Origin of the sequence: Streptomyces sp. NPDC059743 (genome assembly GCF_042732975.1) — a bacterium.
In the GTDB taxonomy this organism is placed as follows: Bacteria; Actinomycetota; Actinomycetes; order Streptomycetales; family Streptomycetaceae; genus Streptomyces.
In genome coordinates this window covers 158,129-173,879 of sequence record NZ_JBHWGS010000012.1, presented here as the reverse complement: position 1 = coordinate 173,879, position 15,751 = coordinate 158,129, and the positions used below count along the sequence as shown (strand labels likewise).

Sequence of the window (15,751 nt, the reverse complement as noted above, 5' to 3'; positions counted from 1 at the left end):
CTAGGGCGGTACGCGCGCATACGTGTGTGAGGTATGTGTGCTGGAAGAGCTGGGCGAGGAAGAGATGGGCGAGGAGAGTGCGATACGGCGGCGGGCCGGGCCGGTCAGGCCGAGGTGCCGCCCGAAACATCGACCGAGGCCGACGAGGTGGTGTCCGAGGCGGTGCCCGACGGCCGGTTGCCCGGTTCCGGCAGCAGCGCGAGCCGGATCAGCCGGGCTTCGCAGTGGTCGAGCCAGCGGGCCTCGGCCTCGGTCTGGAAGATGAGCTGTTCCAGGACGAGCAGCCAGGCCACTTCGTGCCGGTCGGCCGGGACGGCTTCCAGGGCCTGGGCCTTGAGCCGGGTGTAGTCCTGCATCGCCTTGACGGTGTGGCGGCGCTGCGACTGGATGACCTCCCGGATGTCGACGCCGGGCGCGCCCACGGCCATGGCGAGCTTGATCGCCAGCTCGTCACGCGGCGGGCTGGTGCGGTCGACCGGCGTACGGAACCAGGACCTCAGCTCCGCGCGGCCGGCGTCGGTGATCGCATAGAGCGCGTGGCCCGCACGGTCCTCGCCGTCCTGGGCGACCATGCCGTCACGCTCCAGACGGCTCAAGGTCGTATAGACCTGGCCGACGTTGAGCGGCCAGGTGGCACCCGTGCGGGACTCGAACTCCGTACGGAGCTGAGAGCCGTAGCGCGGGCCGCGTTCCAGAAGGGCCAGCAGCCCATGGCGAATCGACATACTCAGTATGTATACCGGGTATGGCGTAGCCCGCAAGCGACCTGAGGCGGACCAGGTAAATACGCCATAAGGATGACGCGAATGCCGAGTGCCCGCCGACGCCGGGCGGATATGGGCCCCGACGCCGGGCAATTGTGGGCGCGGATACGGGGCTGGGAGAGGCGCTCAGCGGCGGCGGAGCCGTAGTCCGAGGAAGCCGAGGCCCAGCCCGATCAGTGTGATTCCCGTGCCCAGCGTCAGCACCGGAACCGGCCGCGCGGCGGGACCGGTGACGGTCCGGGTGGCCGATTCACGGGCGGCGGCGGGCGGCCGGCGCCGAGGCGCCTCGGAGTCCTCCGGCGGATGGACGAACTCCTCCAGCGGCTCCTCCGCCGCGTGTCCGTCCGTCTTCCGGTCGGTCCCGTCGCCCGTCCCGTCCGTGCCCTTTCTGTTCCCTCCCGGCTCGGCCTCCTCGTCCTCCTCGCTCTCGTCGTTCTCGTCGGAGCGGGAAGGCGATGCGGGCTCGGACGGCGACGTACGAGGGCGGGCGTCGGACGGTGAGGCCGGGACCTTGGTCGGCCGGCTGGGATGTACGGAAGGTGCGGGGCTCGTCTCCGTATCCGTCTCCGGATCGCCGTCCGTCTCCTCGTCCGCTTCCCAGCCCGACTCCCACTCCGCCCCGGGATCGGCCTCCGAGTCGCTGTCGCCGTCTCCGTCGCCGACGTCGTCCGTACGCGGGCTTCCGTCGTCCGGTGACACCGTCTCGGGCTCCTGCGGTCTCCCGGGCCGTGGCCGTCCCTCTCCGGCCGGACGGCCGGCCAACGAGAGGGCCGACTCGGCGGAGGCTGTGGGACCTGTCACGGGTGGAGCGGACTCCTCGGCGTACGCGCCGGGCGCGGCGATCAGCAGCGACGCGACCGCGATCGCGCAGGGAGTGCGGAGCGTAGGAGTCACCGACTCAGCGTCACATGTAATGACAAATCCGGCATCTCGAAACGTTCCTGCGCCGGATGCGCCGGACGCAGTGGATGCGGCGGACTCCGCGACTGCCTCGCGCAGCCCGGACGCGCAGCCCGGACGCGCAGCCCGGACTGTCCCGCGATGCCCGCGACTACCCGGCGTACCCCGTGGAGATCGTCAGCTCGAACTCCTGCCCGTCCGGCGGCACCGCGGCCCCCGGCCTCGGGTACTGGTCGATCACGATGTCCTTGGCCCAGGACCCGTCGTTCTCCGACTTCACCGGCGCCCACGACCAGCCCGCCTCACGGAGACAGTCCTTCACCGAGAGGATGTCCTTGTAGCGCAGGTCGGGAGCCGTCACCTTGGACGGATCCAGCCCGTCCTCCGAGGCGTCCGTGCAGTCCGATGTGTCGATCGTCCGATTGCGCTCCGGAGCTCGGTAGCCCTCCTGGGCGGAACTGCCCGGGTCCGCCGCACCGCCGCCGGTGCCCGTGTCGTCACCGTTGAGCGAAAGTGCCGTTATCAGACCGCCGATGGCCAGCAGCGCGACCACGATCGAACCGACGATGACCGGCATGTTCCGCCTGCCGCCACCGCCGCCGTGACCACCGCCATGGCTCCCGCCGTGCGCGCCATGGCCGCCACGGCCACCGGGAGCGGTCGCGGGCTGCGGCGACATCGTGTACGGCGGCGGGGTCTGCGCCATCGGCTGCATGTGCTGCTGAGGAGCCTGGTACGCCGGGGCCGACTGCGGATAGCCGTAGCCCGGACCGGCGCCGGGGCCAGGCGTTCGCGGCGCCGCCGGTGGCGTGGCGGGCGTCGGCGGTCCGTACGATCCCGGGCTGTACGGCGTCCGCACACCGTGCGGCGGCGATGGCGGTGCCTGGCCCGACTGGTCCACCGGCGGAAAGACCGCCGAGCCCACGCCCGAGCCGCTGCCGCTGTGCGGTGCGGCGCCCGGCACGATCACCGGAGCGCCCGCCTGCCCGGCGGTCAGCACGCGCGCGCACTCGTCGCCCATCGCCGAAGCGCTCGGAAACCGCTCGTTCGGGTTCTTCTTCAGCGCCCGCGCGACCAGCGCGTCCATCGCCGGAGTGACCGAACGGTTGATGGTGGACGGAGCGACCGGCTCCTCCTGCACATGGGCGTACGCGATCGCCAGCGGTGAGTCCGCGTCGAACGGCAGCCGGCCGGTCAGCAGCTGGAAGAGCATGATGCCGACCGAGTACAGATCGGAGCGGGCGTCCACAGCCCGTCCCAGCGCCTGCTCGGGCGAGAGATACTGCGGCGTACCGACGACCATGCCGGTCTGCGTCATCGAGGTGACGCCGGACTGCATGGCGCGCGCGATGCCGAAGTCCATCACCTTGACGATGCCGCGCTTGGTCATCATCACATTGCCCGGCTTGATGTCCCGGTGCACGAGGCCCATCTCATGGCTGGCCTCCAGCGCCGCCAGCACATCGGCCGTCACCTTGAGCGCCTTGTCGGCCGGCATCGCGCCGTACTGCGCGATGTCCCGCTGGAGCACGGAGCCGAGCGGATGCCCTTCGACGTACTCCATGACGATGTACGGCATCAGCGCGCCGGAGCCCGCCGCGGCGCCGCTCTCCTGAAGCGTGTCCTCGCCCGTGTCGAAGACCGAGACGACATTGGTGTGCGACAGCTTGGCCACAGCCTGGGCCTCGCGCCGGAACCGCTCGCGGAAGGACTGCTCGCGCCCCAGCTCCGAGTGGAGCGTCTTGATGGCGACCTGGCGGTCGAGCGCCGTGTCGTACGCGAGATATACGGACGCCATCCCGCCCTCGCCGAGGAGATCGCGAAGCTGGTACCGGCCGCCCGCGACCGAACCGCCCGCGTAGCGGCCCCGTGCGCCGTGCTGGCTCATGACTGTGCTTCCCCCTCGGCGCGCAGACGCGGTCCGACAAGCAGTGGACGCGATGGTGCTCACGCGGTGATCCCGTTATTACGCGCCAAGTCTGCCCGAGGGCAGAGACACGTCAAGCCGGGTGCCCGTTCCGTGACCGTACGCACAACAAGCGTCTCGGAAGCGTTACCGGAAAAGCGTGGAACAAGCATGGAACAAGGGTGGAATTTGCGTGGGTATCGCGTTGCCCGGTTTCATGGCCGGTCCACCGTGGACCGGCGTGTCATACGGAGGCTGTAGCGTGATGTGCCATAGCCAATCCCGAAGACGAGCACCGACCACCACCCCTGAGAAACACCCTCAGTAACACCCTGAGAAACACAGGCATACCGCGGACCGCGCGCGCGGTCGTGAAGCGGACAGAAACGACGGCGAGGACTGATGGCACCCGAACCCGAAGCAGGCGGCGGAGTGTCGGACGCCGCGGACTCCTGGGGCGATGGCGGCCTGGTCGGAGGGCTGGTCGGCGACGGACGCTACCGGATGACCCACCGTCTCGGCCGTGGCGGCATGGCCGAGGTGTTCGCGGCGGAGGACGTACGGCTCGGGCGCACCGTGGCCGTCAAGCTGCTCCGCGCCGATCTCGCGGAGGATCCGGTCTCCAAGGCCCGGTTCACCCGTGAGGCACAGTCGGTCGCCGGGCTGAACCACCACGCGGTGGTGGCGGTGTACGACTCCGGCGAGGACACGGTCAACGGACAGACCGTGCCGTACATCGTGATGGAGCTGGTCGAGGGCCGCACCATCCGCGATCTGCTGGTCAACGCCGAGGCGCCGCCGCCCGAGCAGGCGCTGATCATCGTCTCCGGAGTGCTGGAGGCGCTGGCCTACTCGCATCAGCACGGCATCGTGCACCGCGACATCAAGCCCGCCAATGTGATCATCACCGACGCCGGCGCGGTGAAGGTGATGGACTTCGGCATCGCGCGCGCCCTGCACGGCGCGCAGTCGACGATGACCCAGACCGGCATGGTCATGGGCACGCCGCAGTACCTCTCGCCCGAGCAGGCGCTCGGCAAGGCCGTGGACCACCGCAGCGATCTGTACGCCACGGGCTGCTTGCTCTACGAACTCCTCGCGCTGCGGCCTCCGTTCACCGGTGAGACTCCGCTCTCCGTGGTGTATCAGCATGTCCAGGACATCCCGGTGCCGCCCTCCGAGGTCTCGGACGTGGCGCCGCCGGAGCTGGACGGCCTGGTGATGCGCTCGCTCGCGAAGGAGCCGGACGACCGGTTCCAGAGCGCCGAGGAGATGCGCGGACTGATCCAGTACGGCTTGCAGATGCTCCAGCAGCAGGGCAGCCACACGGGCACCTGGAACACCGGCACGTTCGACACGCACATCGGCGGCAGCACTCCGGCGATGGGCATGGCCGCGACGACCGCGATGGGACATCCGCCGCACGGCGACACCTCGCAGAGCCCGATCCTGCCGCCGATGAATCCGCACGACGGCGGATACGACGGCGGCCATCACGGCGGCGGTGGCGGCCGGGGCAAGCTGTGGCTCTTCGTCGCGCTCGCGGTGATCGCGATCGTGGCGGGAGTGGCCTACGCCATCAACGGCATGAGCAACACCGGCAATGACGGCAAGTCGGATACTCCGCCGCCCTCGCCGACCCAGGAGACACCGAGCGACAAGGCCCCGACACCGTCGGACGAGCCGAGCGAGACCCAGCAGACGGACGACTCGTCGGACGGCGGCGGCGGGTCGAACTGGCCGCCGCCCGAGAAGCCGACCCCGAGCCTGACCCCCTCCGACAAGCCGACGGACACGCCGTCCAGCACCGATACGGGTACGACGGACGGCGGCGGTACGAGCGACGGCGGGACCACCGGCGAACCGTCGACCGATCCGACGTCGTCGACGCCGCCGGACGGCGGCGGCAATGGGAACCCGAGCGGCGGGACGCCGGGCGGCGGAGGCGATCCGGGCGGCACCGACACCGGTGCCGACACCGGCGGTCCGCTCGGTGGCACCACCGGCGGCTGAGGCTGAGGTCGCAGGCCGAGTTTCGGCGGCTGAGGCACCGGCAGGGCTGAGGCACCGGCGGCCGATCACCCCGATCACTCTTCCGAGGCGCGCCACCCGGTCCCTGTCGGGGCGCCCCCGGGTCCCGGTCCCGGGTGCGCCCCGGGACCGGTACGGAGGTCAGCCCGCGAAGGCCTCGCAGACCGCCTCGTACTCCCTTGTCCACCACACCGCGAGGGCCGACACCGCTGCGAACAGCGGGTCGGCCCTCCGGTCGTCCAGCTGATAGCGCCAGCGCAGCACCCAGAAGTCGTTCAGCCGCTCCCACCACACCCGGTGGACGGCCGCGGCCAGTTCGGAGGCGGCGGCTCCGGCCGCGCGGCGGTAGGCGCGCGCGTACGCCCGTACCTTCGGCAGCTCCAGCTCGCCCGTCGGCCGTACGAAGAAGATCGCCGCGGCCCGTACGGCCTCCTCGGCCCGTGGCTGTACGCCGAGCCGGTCCCAGTCGACAATCGCGGCAGGCTCCTCGTCCCGGTAGAGCAGATTCAGGGGATGGAAGTCGCCGTGCACCCAGCCCGTGGCCGGCTCGGCACCCGGGCGCGGACGGCGGTGGGCATGGCGTTCCAGCAGGTCGCGGCGTTCCACGAGACGGTGTTCGGCGAGGGCGTCGAAGGGATCCCGAGGCGTACGGCCACGGGCCAGCGCCAGCAGTTCGTCAATCAGCTCGAAGGTGTCGGCCGGGTCCGGGCTGTCGTAGAGGCTGTCGTACGCGAGCGGCGCGGGATCCGGCTCCATCACCCGCTCCAGACAGGTGTGCACCCGGCCGAGAAGCCCGCCGAGGTGCCGTGATTCGACGGCCGTGAGCTGGGTGCCGTCGCGATGGCGCCCTTCGACCCAGGGATGCAGGGCGTAACAGCGGCCCTTGATGACCGAGACGGTGTCGCCGTCGGCGTTCTCGACGGGCGGTGCGACGGGCACGCCGAGCGTCTGGAGCCGCTGGGTGGCGCGGTGCTGGCGCGTGATGGCCTGGTGATCGCCGTCGAGATGGTGCTTGAGGAAGTAGGAGCCGCGCGTGGTGCGGACCCGGTAGCCGTGATTGAGCAGCCCTTGGGCGACAGGTTCGCAGGACAGCGGCTCGCCCGTGTTCCGGTAGCGGCGGAGCAGCGTACGGACGGGAGGAGCGGAATGACCGGCGCGCGCGCCGGGGATCGCGGTGGCTAAGGGTAACGCCGGGCTTACGGGACTTACGGGGACTGCGAGGCTGACGGAGCCGGCGGGACTTACGGAGCCGGCGGGACTTGCGGGGCTTACGAGGCTTACGGGAACAGGGCTTGCATGGTTTGCATGGCTGGCACGAGCGGCAACGGGCTGAGGGATGACAACGGTCGCAGCAGGCGCAGCGATTTCATATGAGCGCGGCACTTGTCAGATGTTAGATCACGCAGCGTGTTGGCTACGTCGCTCTCGGGAGTAGTCGAGCGTATGTACGGTGACGAACTGTGGTACAAGCCGCATATACACCGGATCGAACGGTTCTCCGTCCACCCGGTGCGGGCCTCCGCCGAACAGTTCCACCTCAGGAGCCGTCGGCTGGATGATCTCGGCCGTCCCTGTGAACTGCACCGACCAGCGGTCGGGCTCGTCGCTGCTGAAGTTGTCCGCGCCGTACGCCACCACTCCGCCGCCGCAGGCCCGGTGGTAGCCGTGGCCGGCGTGCATCCGCAGCAGGACCGAGCCGCCCGTGACCACATGGCGGGCGGGGGCCACGAACGGCATGGCCCGCATGCTCGTCGCGACGCGTCCGTACGACACGCGGGTGAGCAGCTCTATGGCACGGATTTCCTCGGTGGACATGTTGTCCACTCTCCGTCACGGAACCGCCTCGTCAACAGAGGACGCGGCCCTTCAACCGAGGGACGTTGGTCCCGGTTAGGACAGGGCCTGACGCGGTACCACGGCCGACCGGGTGACCCAACGCAACAGGTGACCCCCCGGCTCAGTTCTTCTCCGCCTGGAGGCGCGCCACATACGCCGCCGCCTGGGACCGCCGCTCCATCCCCAGCTTGGAGAGCAGGCTGGAGACATAGTTCTTGATCGTCTTCTCGGCGAGATGCAGCGCCTCGCCGATCGCCCGGTTGGTCATGCCCTCGCCGATCAGATCCAGGATCTTGCGCTCCTGGTCCGTGAGCGCGGCCAGCTTGTCGTCGCCCTTGGGGCCGCTGCCGCTGCGCAGCCGCTCCAGTACCCGCGCCGTGGCCACCGGGTCCAGCAGCGAGCGGCCCGCCGCCACGTCCCGTACCGCCGTCAGCAGCTCGTTGCCGCGGATCGCCTTGAGCACATAACCCGAGGCCCCGGCCATGATCGCGTCGAAGAGCGCCTCGTCGTCGGCGAAGGAGGTGAGCATCAGACACTTGATGCTCTCGTCCTGCGAACGGATCTCCCGGCAGACCTCCACTCCGCTGCCGTCCGGCAACCGGACGTCCAGCACGGCCACATCCGGGCGCGTCGCCGGGATCCGGGCCATGGCGTCCGCCGCCGTGCCCGCTTCGCCTACGACGTCCATGTCGTCCTCGACGGAGAGAAGTTCGTAGACACCCCGACGGACGACTTCATGGTCATCAACTAGAAATACCGTGATTTTTCCTTCTTGGTGCACAGAATTCAGTCTCACACACTCACTTCCTCCCTGCCCTTCCCTGCCGCAGATCAGCGGGATAACGTGCCGTTGTTCCGGCGGCCTGCGAGGCTGTGACCAGTGGTTGTTCCAGACTTTGTCGATTTACTTGGAAATCCAAGCAAAATTGCAGGTCAGATGGGGTTTCGCAGTATTGCGGCCCACTGGGTAACGTGCCTGTGACAGAGCGCTCGCCGGGGCACCTGTCACGCCTGTCCCGACCGCGTCGCACCCACCCCGTGCCCGTGGCGGGTCCAGGCGAGCCGCACTGGTTCCCGGCGGATCCCGGGGGCCGGACAGACGGAGGAGCACGCACGTGACCGTGGAGAGCACTGCTGCCGCGCGCAAACCGCGACGCAGCAGCGGCACCAAGCGCGCCAGCGCGAAGAGGACGCCGCAGCCGCAGAGTTCCGAGCCCCCGCTCGTACAGTTGCTCAGCCCCGAGGGCGAGCGCGTCGAGCACCCGGACTATCAGATCGACGTGACGGCGGAGGAGCTGCGCGGGCTGTACCGGGACATGGTCCTGACCCGCCGTTTCGACGCCGAGGCCACGGCGCTCCAGCGCCAGGGCGAGCTGGGACTGTGGGCGTCGCTGCTGGGCCAGGAGGCCGCGCAGATCGGTTCGGGCCGCGCGCTGCGCGACGACGACTATGTCTTCCCGACCTACCGTGAGCACGGCGTCGCCTGGTGCCGCGGCGTCGATCCCACCAATCTGCTGGGCATGTTCCGCGGTGTGAACCACGGCGGCTGGGACCCCAACAGCAACAATTTCCATCTCTACACGATCGTGATCGGCTCGCAGACGCTGCACGCCACGGGCTATGCCATGGGCGTCGCCAAGGACGGCGCGGACTCGGCCGTGATCGCGTACTTCGGGGACGGCGCCTCCAGCCAGGGCGATGTCGCCGAGTCGTTCACCTTCTCCGCGGTCTACAACGCGCCGGTCGTCTTCTTCTGCCAGAACAACCAGTGGGCGATCTCCGAGCCGACCGAGAAGCAGACCCGGGTGCCGCTCTACCAGCGAGCGCAGGGCTACGGCTTCCCGGGCGTCCGGGTCGACGGCAATGACGTACTGGCCTGTCTGGCCGTGACGCGCTCCGCGCTGGAGCGGGCGCGCCGGGGCGAGGGACCCACGCTGGTCGAGGCGTTCACGTACCGCATGGGCGCGCACACCACCTCCGACGATCCGACCAAGTACCGCGCGGACGAGGAGCGCGAGGCCTGGGAGGCCAAGGACCCGATCCTGCGGCTGCGCCGGTATCTGGAGCGGGAGGGCCACGCGGACGAGGCGTTCTTCACGGCTCTGGACGAGGAGAGCGAGACGCTCGGGAAGCGGGTACGAGAGGTGGTACGGGCGATGCCCGACCCGGACCCGATGGCGATCTTCGACCATGTCTACGCCGACGGGCACACGCTCGTCGACGAGGAGCGTGCGCAGTTCGCGGCGTACCAGGCGTCGTTCGTGGACGCGGATCCGGCTGCGGACGCGGCGATCGCCGCGGCGGGTGTCACGGGCGTGGCGGGTGCTGCGGGTGGTGCGGGTGGTGCCGGCACGGCGGGCGTGGCCGGTGGTGCCGGCGCGGCGGGTGCTGCCGGTGGCCCGGGTGTTCACGAGGGGGATCGCTGATCATGTCCGTACAGAAGCTTCCGATCGCCAAGGCGATCAACGAGTCGCTGCGCAAGGCCCTCGACACCGACCCCAAAGTCCTGATCATGGGCGAGGACGTCGGCAAGCTCGGCGGTGTCTTCCGCGTCACGGACGGACTCCAGAAGGACTTCGGCGAGGGCCGGGTCATCGACACGCCGCTCGCCGAATCGGGCATCGTCGGCACGGCCATCGGTCTCGCGCTGCGCGGTTACCGCCCGGTGGTGGAGATCCAGTTCGACGGTTTCGTCTTCCCGGCGTACGACCAGATCGTCACCCAGCTCGCGAAGATGCACGCCCGCGCGCTGGGCAAGATCAAGCTGCCCGTGGTGATCCGTATCCCGTACGGCGGCGGCATCGGCGCGGTCGAGCACCACAGCGAGTCGCCCGAGGCGCTGTTCGCGCATGTGGCCGGTCTGAAGATCGTCTCGCCGTCCACGGCGTCGGACGCGTACTGGATGATGCAGCAGGCCATCCAGACCGATGATCCGGTGATCTTCTTCGAGCCGAAGCGGCGCTACTGGGACAAGGGCGAGGTCAACACCGAGGCCATCCCGGGCCCGCTGCACCGGGCGCGGGTGGCGCGGGAGGGAGCGGATCTCACGCTCGTCGCGTACGGCCCGATGGTGAAGGTCTGTCTCGAAGCCGCCGCGGCGGCCGAGGAGGAGGGCAAGTCGCTGGAGATCGTCGATCTCCGCTCGATGTCCCCGATCGACTTCGACACGATCCAGACGTCGGTGGAGAAGACGCGCCGACTGGTCGTGGTGCACGAGGCGCCCGTTTTCTACGGCTCGGGAGCGGAGATCGCCGCCCGGATCACGGAACGGTGCTTCTACCATCTTGAAGCACCGGTGCTGCGGGTCGGCGGCTACCACTCGCCCTATCCGCCGGCCCGGCTGGAGGACGAGTACCTCCCGGGCCTGGACCGGGTGCTCGACGCCGTCGACCGCTCGCTCGCGTACTGAGGAGTGCCGTGACCATGACTGCTGATACCTCCACCGGCCCATCGGCTGCCGGCGCCCCGGACCGCTACCGCGAGTTCAGGATGCCCGATGTGGGCGAGGGCCTGACCGAGGCCGAGATCCTCAAGTGGTACGTACAGCCGGGCGACGCGGTGACCGACGGCCAGGTGGTGTGCGAGGTCGAGACGGCGAAGGCGGCCGTCGAACTGCCCATTCCGTACGACGGCGTGGTGCACGAGCTGCGGTTCGAGGAGGGCACGACGGTCGATGTCGGCGTGTCCATCATCACGGTGGATGTGGCGCCGGGGAGCGGTGAGCCGGCCGTGGCGGCGCCGACTGCTGTCGCCGGACCGGCCGCTGTGGACGGACCGGTCGCCGAGGAGCCGACGGGCCGTCAGCCGGTGCTGGTCGGCTACGGAGTGGCGGAGGCGTCCACGAAGCGGCGCCCGCGCAGGGGAGCGTCCGTACCTGAGCAGGCGAGCGCTTCTGTCTCCGCCGCCGCTGCTGCGGCGATCCAGGCGGAGCTGAATGGCCGTGCAACGCCGGTCGTGGGCGGGCCCGGTGGTGTGCCGGGTGGCGGACGGCCGCTGGCCAAGCCGCCCGTGCGCAAGCTCGCCAAGGATCTCGGAGTGGATCTGACGACGGTCACGCCGTCGGGCCAGGACGGGATCATCACTCGCGAGGACGTGTACGCGGCGGTCGCGCCGACGGAGCAGGTACGGGAGCCGCTCCCGGCGACGGCGCCTGTGACAGCGGCGGCCCCGGCAGCGGCACCGGCGCTCGCGCCCACGCCGACGGTTGTACCGGCGGCACAGGCCGGTCCGGCCCGGGAGACCCGTATCCCCATCAAGGGCGTACGGAAGGCCACGGCGGCGGCCATGGTGGGCAGCGCGTTCACCGCGCCGCATGTCACGGAGTTCGTCACCGTCGATGTGACCCGCACGATGAAGCTGGTCGAGGAGCTGAAGTCCGACAAGGACATGGCGGGCCTGCGGGTCAATCCGCTGCTCCTCATCGCCAAGGCGCTGCTGGTCGCCATCAAGCGCAATCCCGAGGTCAACGCGGCCTGGGACGAGGCGAACCAGGAGATCGTGGTCAAGCACTACGTCAACCTGGGTATCGCGGCTGCCACTCCGCGAGGACTGATCGTGCCGAACATCAAGGACGCGCACGACAAGACCTTGCCTCAACTGGCCGCCGCGCTGGGCGAACTGGTCTCCACGGCCCGTGAGGGCAGGACGACGCCGGTGGCCATGCAGGGCGGCACGGTGACCATCACCAACGTCGGCGTCTTCGGCGTCGACACGGGCACGCCCATCCTCAACCCGGGCGAGTCCGCGATCCTGGCGGTCGGCGCGATCAAGCTCCAGCCCTGGGTCCACAAGGGCAAGGTCAAGCCCCGCCAGGTCACCACCCTCGCGCTCTCCTTCGACCACCGCCTGGTCGACGGCGAACTGGGCTCCAAGGTCCTCGCGGACACCGCGGCGATCCTGGAACAGCCGAAGCGCCTGATCACCTGGTCCTGACCTTCCCAGGCCAGCCCCTGCACCACCACCCGGCCCCGAAACCCGCGCCATGGGTTCCGGGGCCGGGCTTCTGCGAGCATCGACGCATGGAGACCGGTGCGCTGGGCGAGGAGTGGCGGGGCGCGTTCGGGCGTGCTCCGCGGTCGGCCTTTGTGCCGGAGACGGTATGGGTTCCGGACGACGGTGCGCCCATCGGCTACCGGCGGATCACCAGGGCGGCCGACGAGGCCGAGTGGTGGGCGCTGGTCAACGCCGACGACGCCGTGGTGACACAGCTCGACGACGGCGCGGACGACGGACCGGGCGTCGCCACGTCGTCGGCGTCCATGCCCTCGCTCGTGGCGACGATGCTCCACCACCTGAGCGTGGCCGACGGGGATGTCGTACTGGACATCGGCACCGGCACCGGCTGGACAAGCGCCCTTCTCGCGGGCCGGCTCGGCGACGAGCACGTGACGACCGTGGAAGTCGACCCGCAGCTCGCGGCCGACGCGGCGAAACGGTTGAAGGCGGCCGGCTTCGCTCCCCGTCGCGTGGTCGGGGACGGTCTCGCCGGCTGGCCCGCCGGATCGCCGTACGACCGTATCCACTCGACGGCGGCCGTACGGCACGTCCCGCTCGCCTGGATCGAACAGACCCGGCCGGGTGGCGTGATCGTCACGCCATGGGGCACGCCGTACGCCAACGCCGGTCTGCTGCGACTGGTGGTCGGCGAACGCGGCCAGGATTCGTACGGCCGTTTCGTCGCCGACGTCAGCTTCATGTGGATGCGCGCGCAACGCCCTACCCAGCCTTCGGCGCCCGGCACGCCCCCGGACCACATGGGCCGCTCCGAAATGGACCCGGACCTGGCCCTGGAGAACGTGCACGCGGCCTTCGCCATCGGCCTGCGCGTCCCGAATGTCCGCTACACCCACACCTGGGACGTCGCCGACCCGCCCGGCACCTTCCAGATCCGACTGGCGGACGGGAACGGGTCCTGGGCCTCGGCCAGATACCAGAACTGGCAGTCGGACGACGCGGTCCAACAGGCCGGCCCCCGAAGACTCTGGGACGAAATCACCACGGCCCGAACCTGGTGGCAACACCAGGGCACCCCACGCCTGTCCCGCTTCGGCCTCACCATCACCCCAACCGGCAAACAGACGGCCTGGTTGGACGCCCCGGCCAACGAGGTAAGCCCCGCCTGACGAAGCCGCGCAAGCCCACCTCACCCCGCGTGCGCGGGGACCACACCAGCGCCCAGTGAAACGCCGCCGTCCCGCTGGGACCATCCCCGCATACGCGGGGACTACCCTGACCTGCACAAGCGCGTCAAGGCTTACCGGGGACCAACCCCGCGTGCGCGGGGACCACCGGGACAGGGCATCGCGGCCCTGGAGAACGAAGGGACCAACCCCGCGTGCGCGGGGACCACCACTGGGTTCTCCACAAGCTGACCATCAGCGCGGGACCAACCCCGCGTGCGCGGGGACCACTACGGGGAGATCGGGCGGAACACGCCCTGGCGGGGACCAACCCCGCGTGCGCGGGGACCACGCGGGAGGTGGCCCGGCGACGGGAACGATCGAGGGACCAACCCCGCCTGCGCGGGGACCACAGGAGCTGACCTGCTGGTTTACATGGCCAGGGGCTCGTTCTTACTTACTTCCAGGGATTCCGTCATAAGTGTCGTATCTCTGTATTTCTGGATGGATCGGGTAAGCCGTCAAGCCAGCCCGCTCCGGAACTCGCCCGAAGGGTTTCCGGGCGGGCAGTACTGGGCGTCTTTGGGAACCTCCCGGCTAGCGGCCGATGAGAACATCGCCCAGCCGCGTCTGGGCCGTACCGGAGAGCGTGTGATACAGGGCTTCGGCCCGGGATTGGACCAGTCCGCCTCGGTACGCCTCCGGTAGCTGCTGCCAGATGTCCACGGCCATGTCGGCCGCCGCTGTGGGGTCGCCGTCCGCTTGGAGGCAGGTCGCGGTGTCCATGGCCAACAGGGCGCGGGTCATGACGGACTGGGAGCGGGTGAGGGCCAGCGAGGCTTCCTGCTCGGCGTATGCCTCGCGTGTGCGGCCCATGAGAGTGAACGCCTGCGAGAGATGGACGTGGTGCTTCTGCTGGGGATAGCCGAACCAGGTGTCGGCCGACTGCGCGGTGTCCAGGTTCTCGGCGATGCCGCGCGCATCGGCCACAGCCCGGAGTGCGCCCTTGTGGTCACCGGCAGCGGCGCGTGCTCGCGCGGAGACCGCAGCAGCCAGCGCCGCGGCGGCGGTCGGCGTCCGGCCGGCTTCGGCGCAGGCCCGGTCGGCCAGCGCGGCGGCGGCATCCGGAGCGCCATAGTTGAGGGGGACCATCGCGTGCCGGGCCAGCACCCAGGCGAGCATGTGCCGGTCGCCGGACTCGCGGGCCGCTCGCTCGGCGGTGGCGAACCAGCCGTGCGAGTCGCGCTGGTCGCCCCGGTCGTGCTGGATGATCGCGACCAGGCCGGCGATCCCGGCGGCGGTACGGGCCAGCGTCGCGCGGGCGTCGGCAGGGTGCGGCCGACCGAGGACCTCGCGCAGAAGGTTCAGATCGTCGCGCATCCGCGCGAGCACGGCGCTGGGCGGGCGCCCGCGGTAGCCGCCCCGATGGCGCTCGAACGCCCCGTTGAGATAGGCGAGGTCACCTGCGTCGGAGCCGGACAGCCCGACATCGATGCCCTGGCGCGCCTCTGCGATACCGGGCAGGGCGATGCCTCCTGTCGCCAGCCCCGCCGTGCCGAGAAACTTCCTTCGGTTCACCGCCGTACCCTCCTCTCCCTCACCGCCGGCCGCCCGGCGCTCAAGCCTGCGTTGGCGCCTTGAAGCCGCTACTGCCCGGACGATCTCTTCCACGGGCCGCCCGTATCCGTTTGCCAGCAGTTGGTGCCACCTCGGGATGGGGAGACGCCGTTCGGTCTCCCAGCGTTTCAAGTTCTCGGGGTCGAACCACTTGCCGCCTTGGGCCTTCTGTAAGACCTGAGCCTGTTCCTCACGGGTGAGGTCCGCCGCTTCACGGAGTCCTCTCAGCATGGCGCCGATGCCGTCTGGTGCCATCATGCCCGCCCCCCAAGCGTCTGACCGTCCACTGTCCGATCCTGGCACCCCTGGGCGGCCCCGTGCGAAATACGCACCCCTTTGCGGCACCAGAGACGGCGTATTGAGGGCGAGTTGACTGTGCACGCGCACGCGGGCGATCGGACGACATCGAATTCTTCCCACCGTGCGGTACCCAAATGCGCCGTGTCTCCGGCCTGTCGTGGGGGCCGGGCGGCGGGGGGGGCGGGCCGGCCCGCAGGGCCCGCCGCCCCGTGATAATAGGGGAGGGGGAGGAGGAGGAAAAACAGGGTGAGGTTTTGAAAAGGGGGGGTTTAAAAAAA

11 protein-coding genes, 1 pseudogene and 1 CRISPR repeat array are annotated in these 15,751 nt (G+C 69.9%); of the genes and pseudogenes, 5 read left to right on the top strand and 7 right to left on the bottom strand.

Translation table 11 applies throughout. The features are described 5' to 3' along the window. Positions 1-104: 104 nt before the first annotated feature. The 3 genes from ACFV6H_RS22410 to ACFV6H_RS22400 form a co-directional block, all read right to left on the bottom strand. Positions 105-725 carry a PadR family transcriptional regulator gene (locus ACFV6H_RS22410; RefSeq protein ID WP_385544836.1) on the bottom strand — a complete coding sequence of 207 codons (621 nt, stop codon included), beginning with the start codon at positions 723-725 and terminating at the stop codon, positions 105-107. A 165-nt stretch (positions 726-890) separates the two neighbouring features. Beyond that, a complete protein-coding gene (locus ACFV6H_RS22405) occupies positions 891-1,658 on the bottom strand; it encodes a hypothetical protein (protein ID WP_385544833.1) in 768 nt (255 codons plus the stop codon). Positions 1,659-1,815: 157 nt separating this feature from the next. After that, complete coding sequence (locus tag ACFV6H_RS22400) at positions 1,816-3,552, bottom strand: protein kinase (RefSeq protein ID WP_385544830.1); 1,737 nt, start codon at positions 3,550-3,552, stop codon at positions 1,816-1,818. Between the two features lie 420 nt (positions 3,553-3,972). Between ACFV6H_RS22400 and ACFV6H_RS22395 the strand changes: the two genes are divergently transcribed. After that, the gene (locus tag ACFV6H_RS22395; RefSeq protein ID WP_384979315.1) at positions 3,973-5,583 is read left to right on the top strand and encodes a protein kinase; all 1,611 of its coding nucleotides are present in this window, start codon (positions 3,973-3,975) and stop codon (positions 5,581-5,583) included. Positions 5,584-5,742: 159 nt separating this feature from the next. On the opposite strand, the gene ACFV6H_RS22390 is transcribed toward ACFV6H_RS22395, so the two are convergent. The 3 genes from ACFV6H_RS22390 to ACFV6H_RS22380 form a co-directional block, all read right to left on the bottom strand. Beyond that, positions 5,743-6,771, bottom strand: coding sequence for a phosphotransferase (locus ACFV6H_RS22390; protein ID WP_385545083.1), 1,029 nt, complete (start codon positions 6,769-6,771; stop codon positions 5,743-5,745). A gap of 228 nt (positions 6,772-6,999) precedes the next feature. After that, the gene (locus tag ACFV6H_RS22385) at positions 7,000-7,416 is read right to left on the bottom strand and encodes a pyridoxamine 5'-phosphate oxidase family protein (protein WP_385544827.1); all 417 of its coding nucleotides are present in this window, start codon (positions 7,414-7,416) and stop codon (positions 7,000-7,002) included. 142 nt (positions 7,417-7,558) lie between these two features. Continuing rightward, positions 7,559-8,218, bottom strand: coding sequence for a response regulator (locus tag ACFV6H_RS22380; RefSeq protein ID WP_384979480.1), 660 nt, complete (start codon positions 8,216-8,218; stop codon positions 7,559-7,561). A gap of 334 nt (positions 8,219-8,552) precedes the next feature. Here ACFV6H_RS22380 and pdhA point away from each other — a divergent pair. The 4 genes and pseudogenes from pdhA to ACFV6H_RS22360 all read left to right on the top strand — a co-directional run. After that, positions 8,553-9,707 (top strand): annotated as a pseudogene (gene pdhA / locus ACFV6H_RS22375) (pyruvate dehydrogenase (acetyl-transferring) E1 component subunit alpha); the annotation flags it as partial. A gap of 158 nt (positions 9,708-9,865) precedes the next feature. After that, positions 9,866-10,846, top strand: a complete 981-nt coding sequence (locus tag ACFV6H_RS22370; protein ID WP_384784397.1) for an alpha-ketoacid dehydrogenase subunit beta — start codon at positions 9,866-9,868, stop codon at positions 10,844-10,846. A gap of 14 nt (positions 10,847-10,860) precedes the next feature. Then, positions 10,861-12,369: a dihydrolipoamide acetyltransferase family protein gene (locus ACFV6H_RS22365; RefSeq protein WP_385544823.1), complete on the top strand. Its 1,509-nt coding sequence runs from the start codon at positions 10,861-10,863 to the stop codon at positions 12,367-12,369. An 86-nt stretch (positions 12,370-12,455) separates the two neighbouring features. Continuing rightward, complete coding sequence (locus tag ACFV6H_RS22360; protein ID WP_385544820.1) at positions 12,456-13,559, top strand: methyltransferase domain-containing protein; 1,104 nt, start codon at positions 12,456-12,458, stop codon at positions 13,557-13,559. 76 nt (positions 13,560-13,635) lie between these two features. After that, positions 13,636-13,969: a CRISPR direct-repeat array (repeat unit 29 nt; unit sequence GGGACCAACCCCGCGTGCGCGGGGACCAC). Positions 13,970-14,153: 184 nt separating this feature from the next. Here ACFV6H_RS22360 and ACFV6H_RS22355 read toward each other — a convergent pair. Beyond that, positions 14,154-15,404: a transcriptional regulator gene (locus ACFV6H_RS22355; protein ID WP_385545080.1), complete on the bottom strand. Its 1,251-nt coding sequence runs from the start codon at positions 15,402-15,404 to the stop codon at positions 14,154-14,156. Positions 15,405-15,751 lie beyond the last annotated feature (347 nt).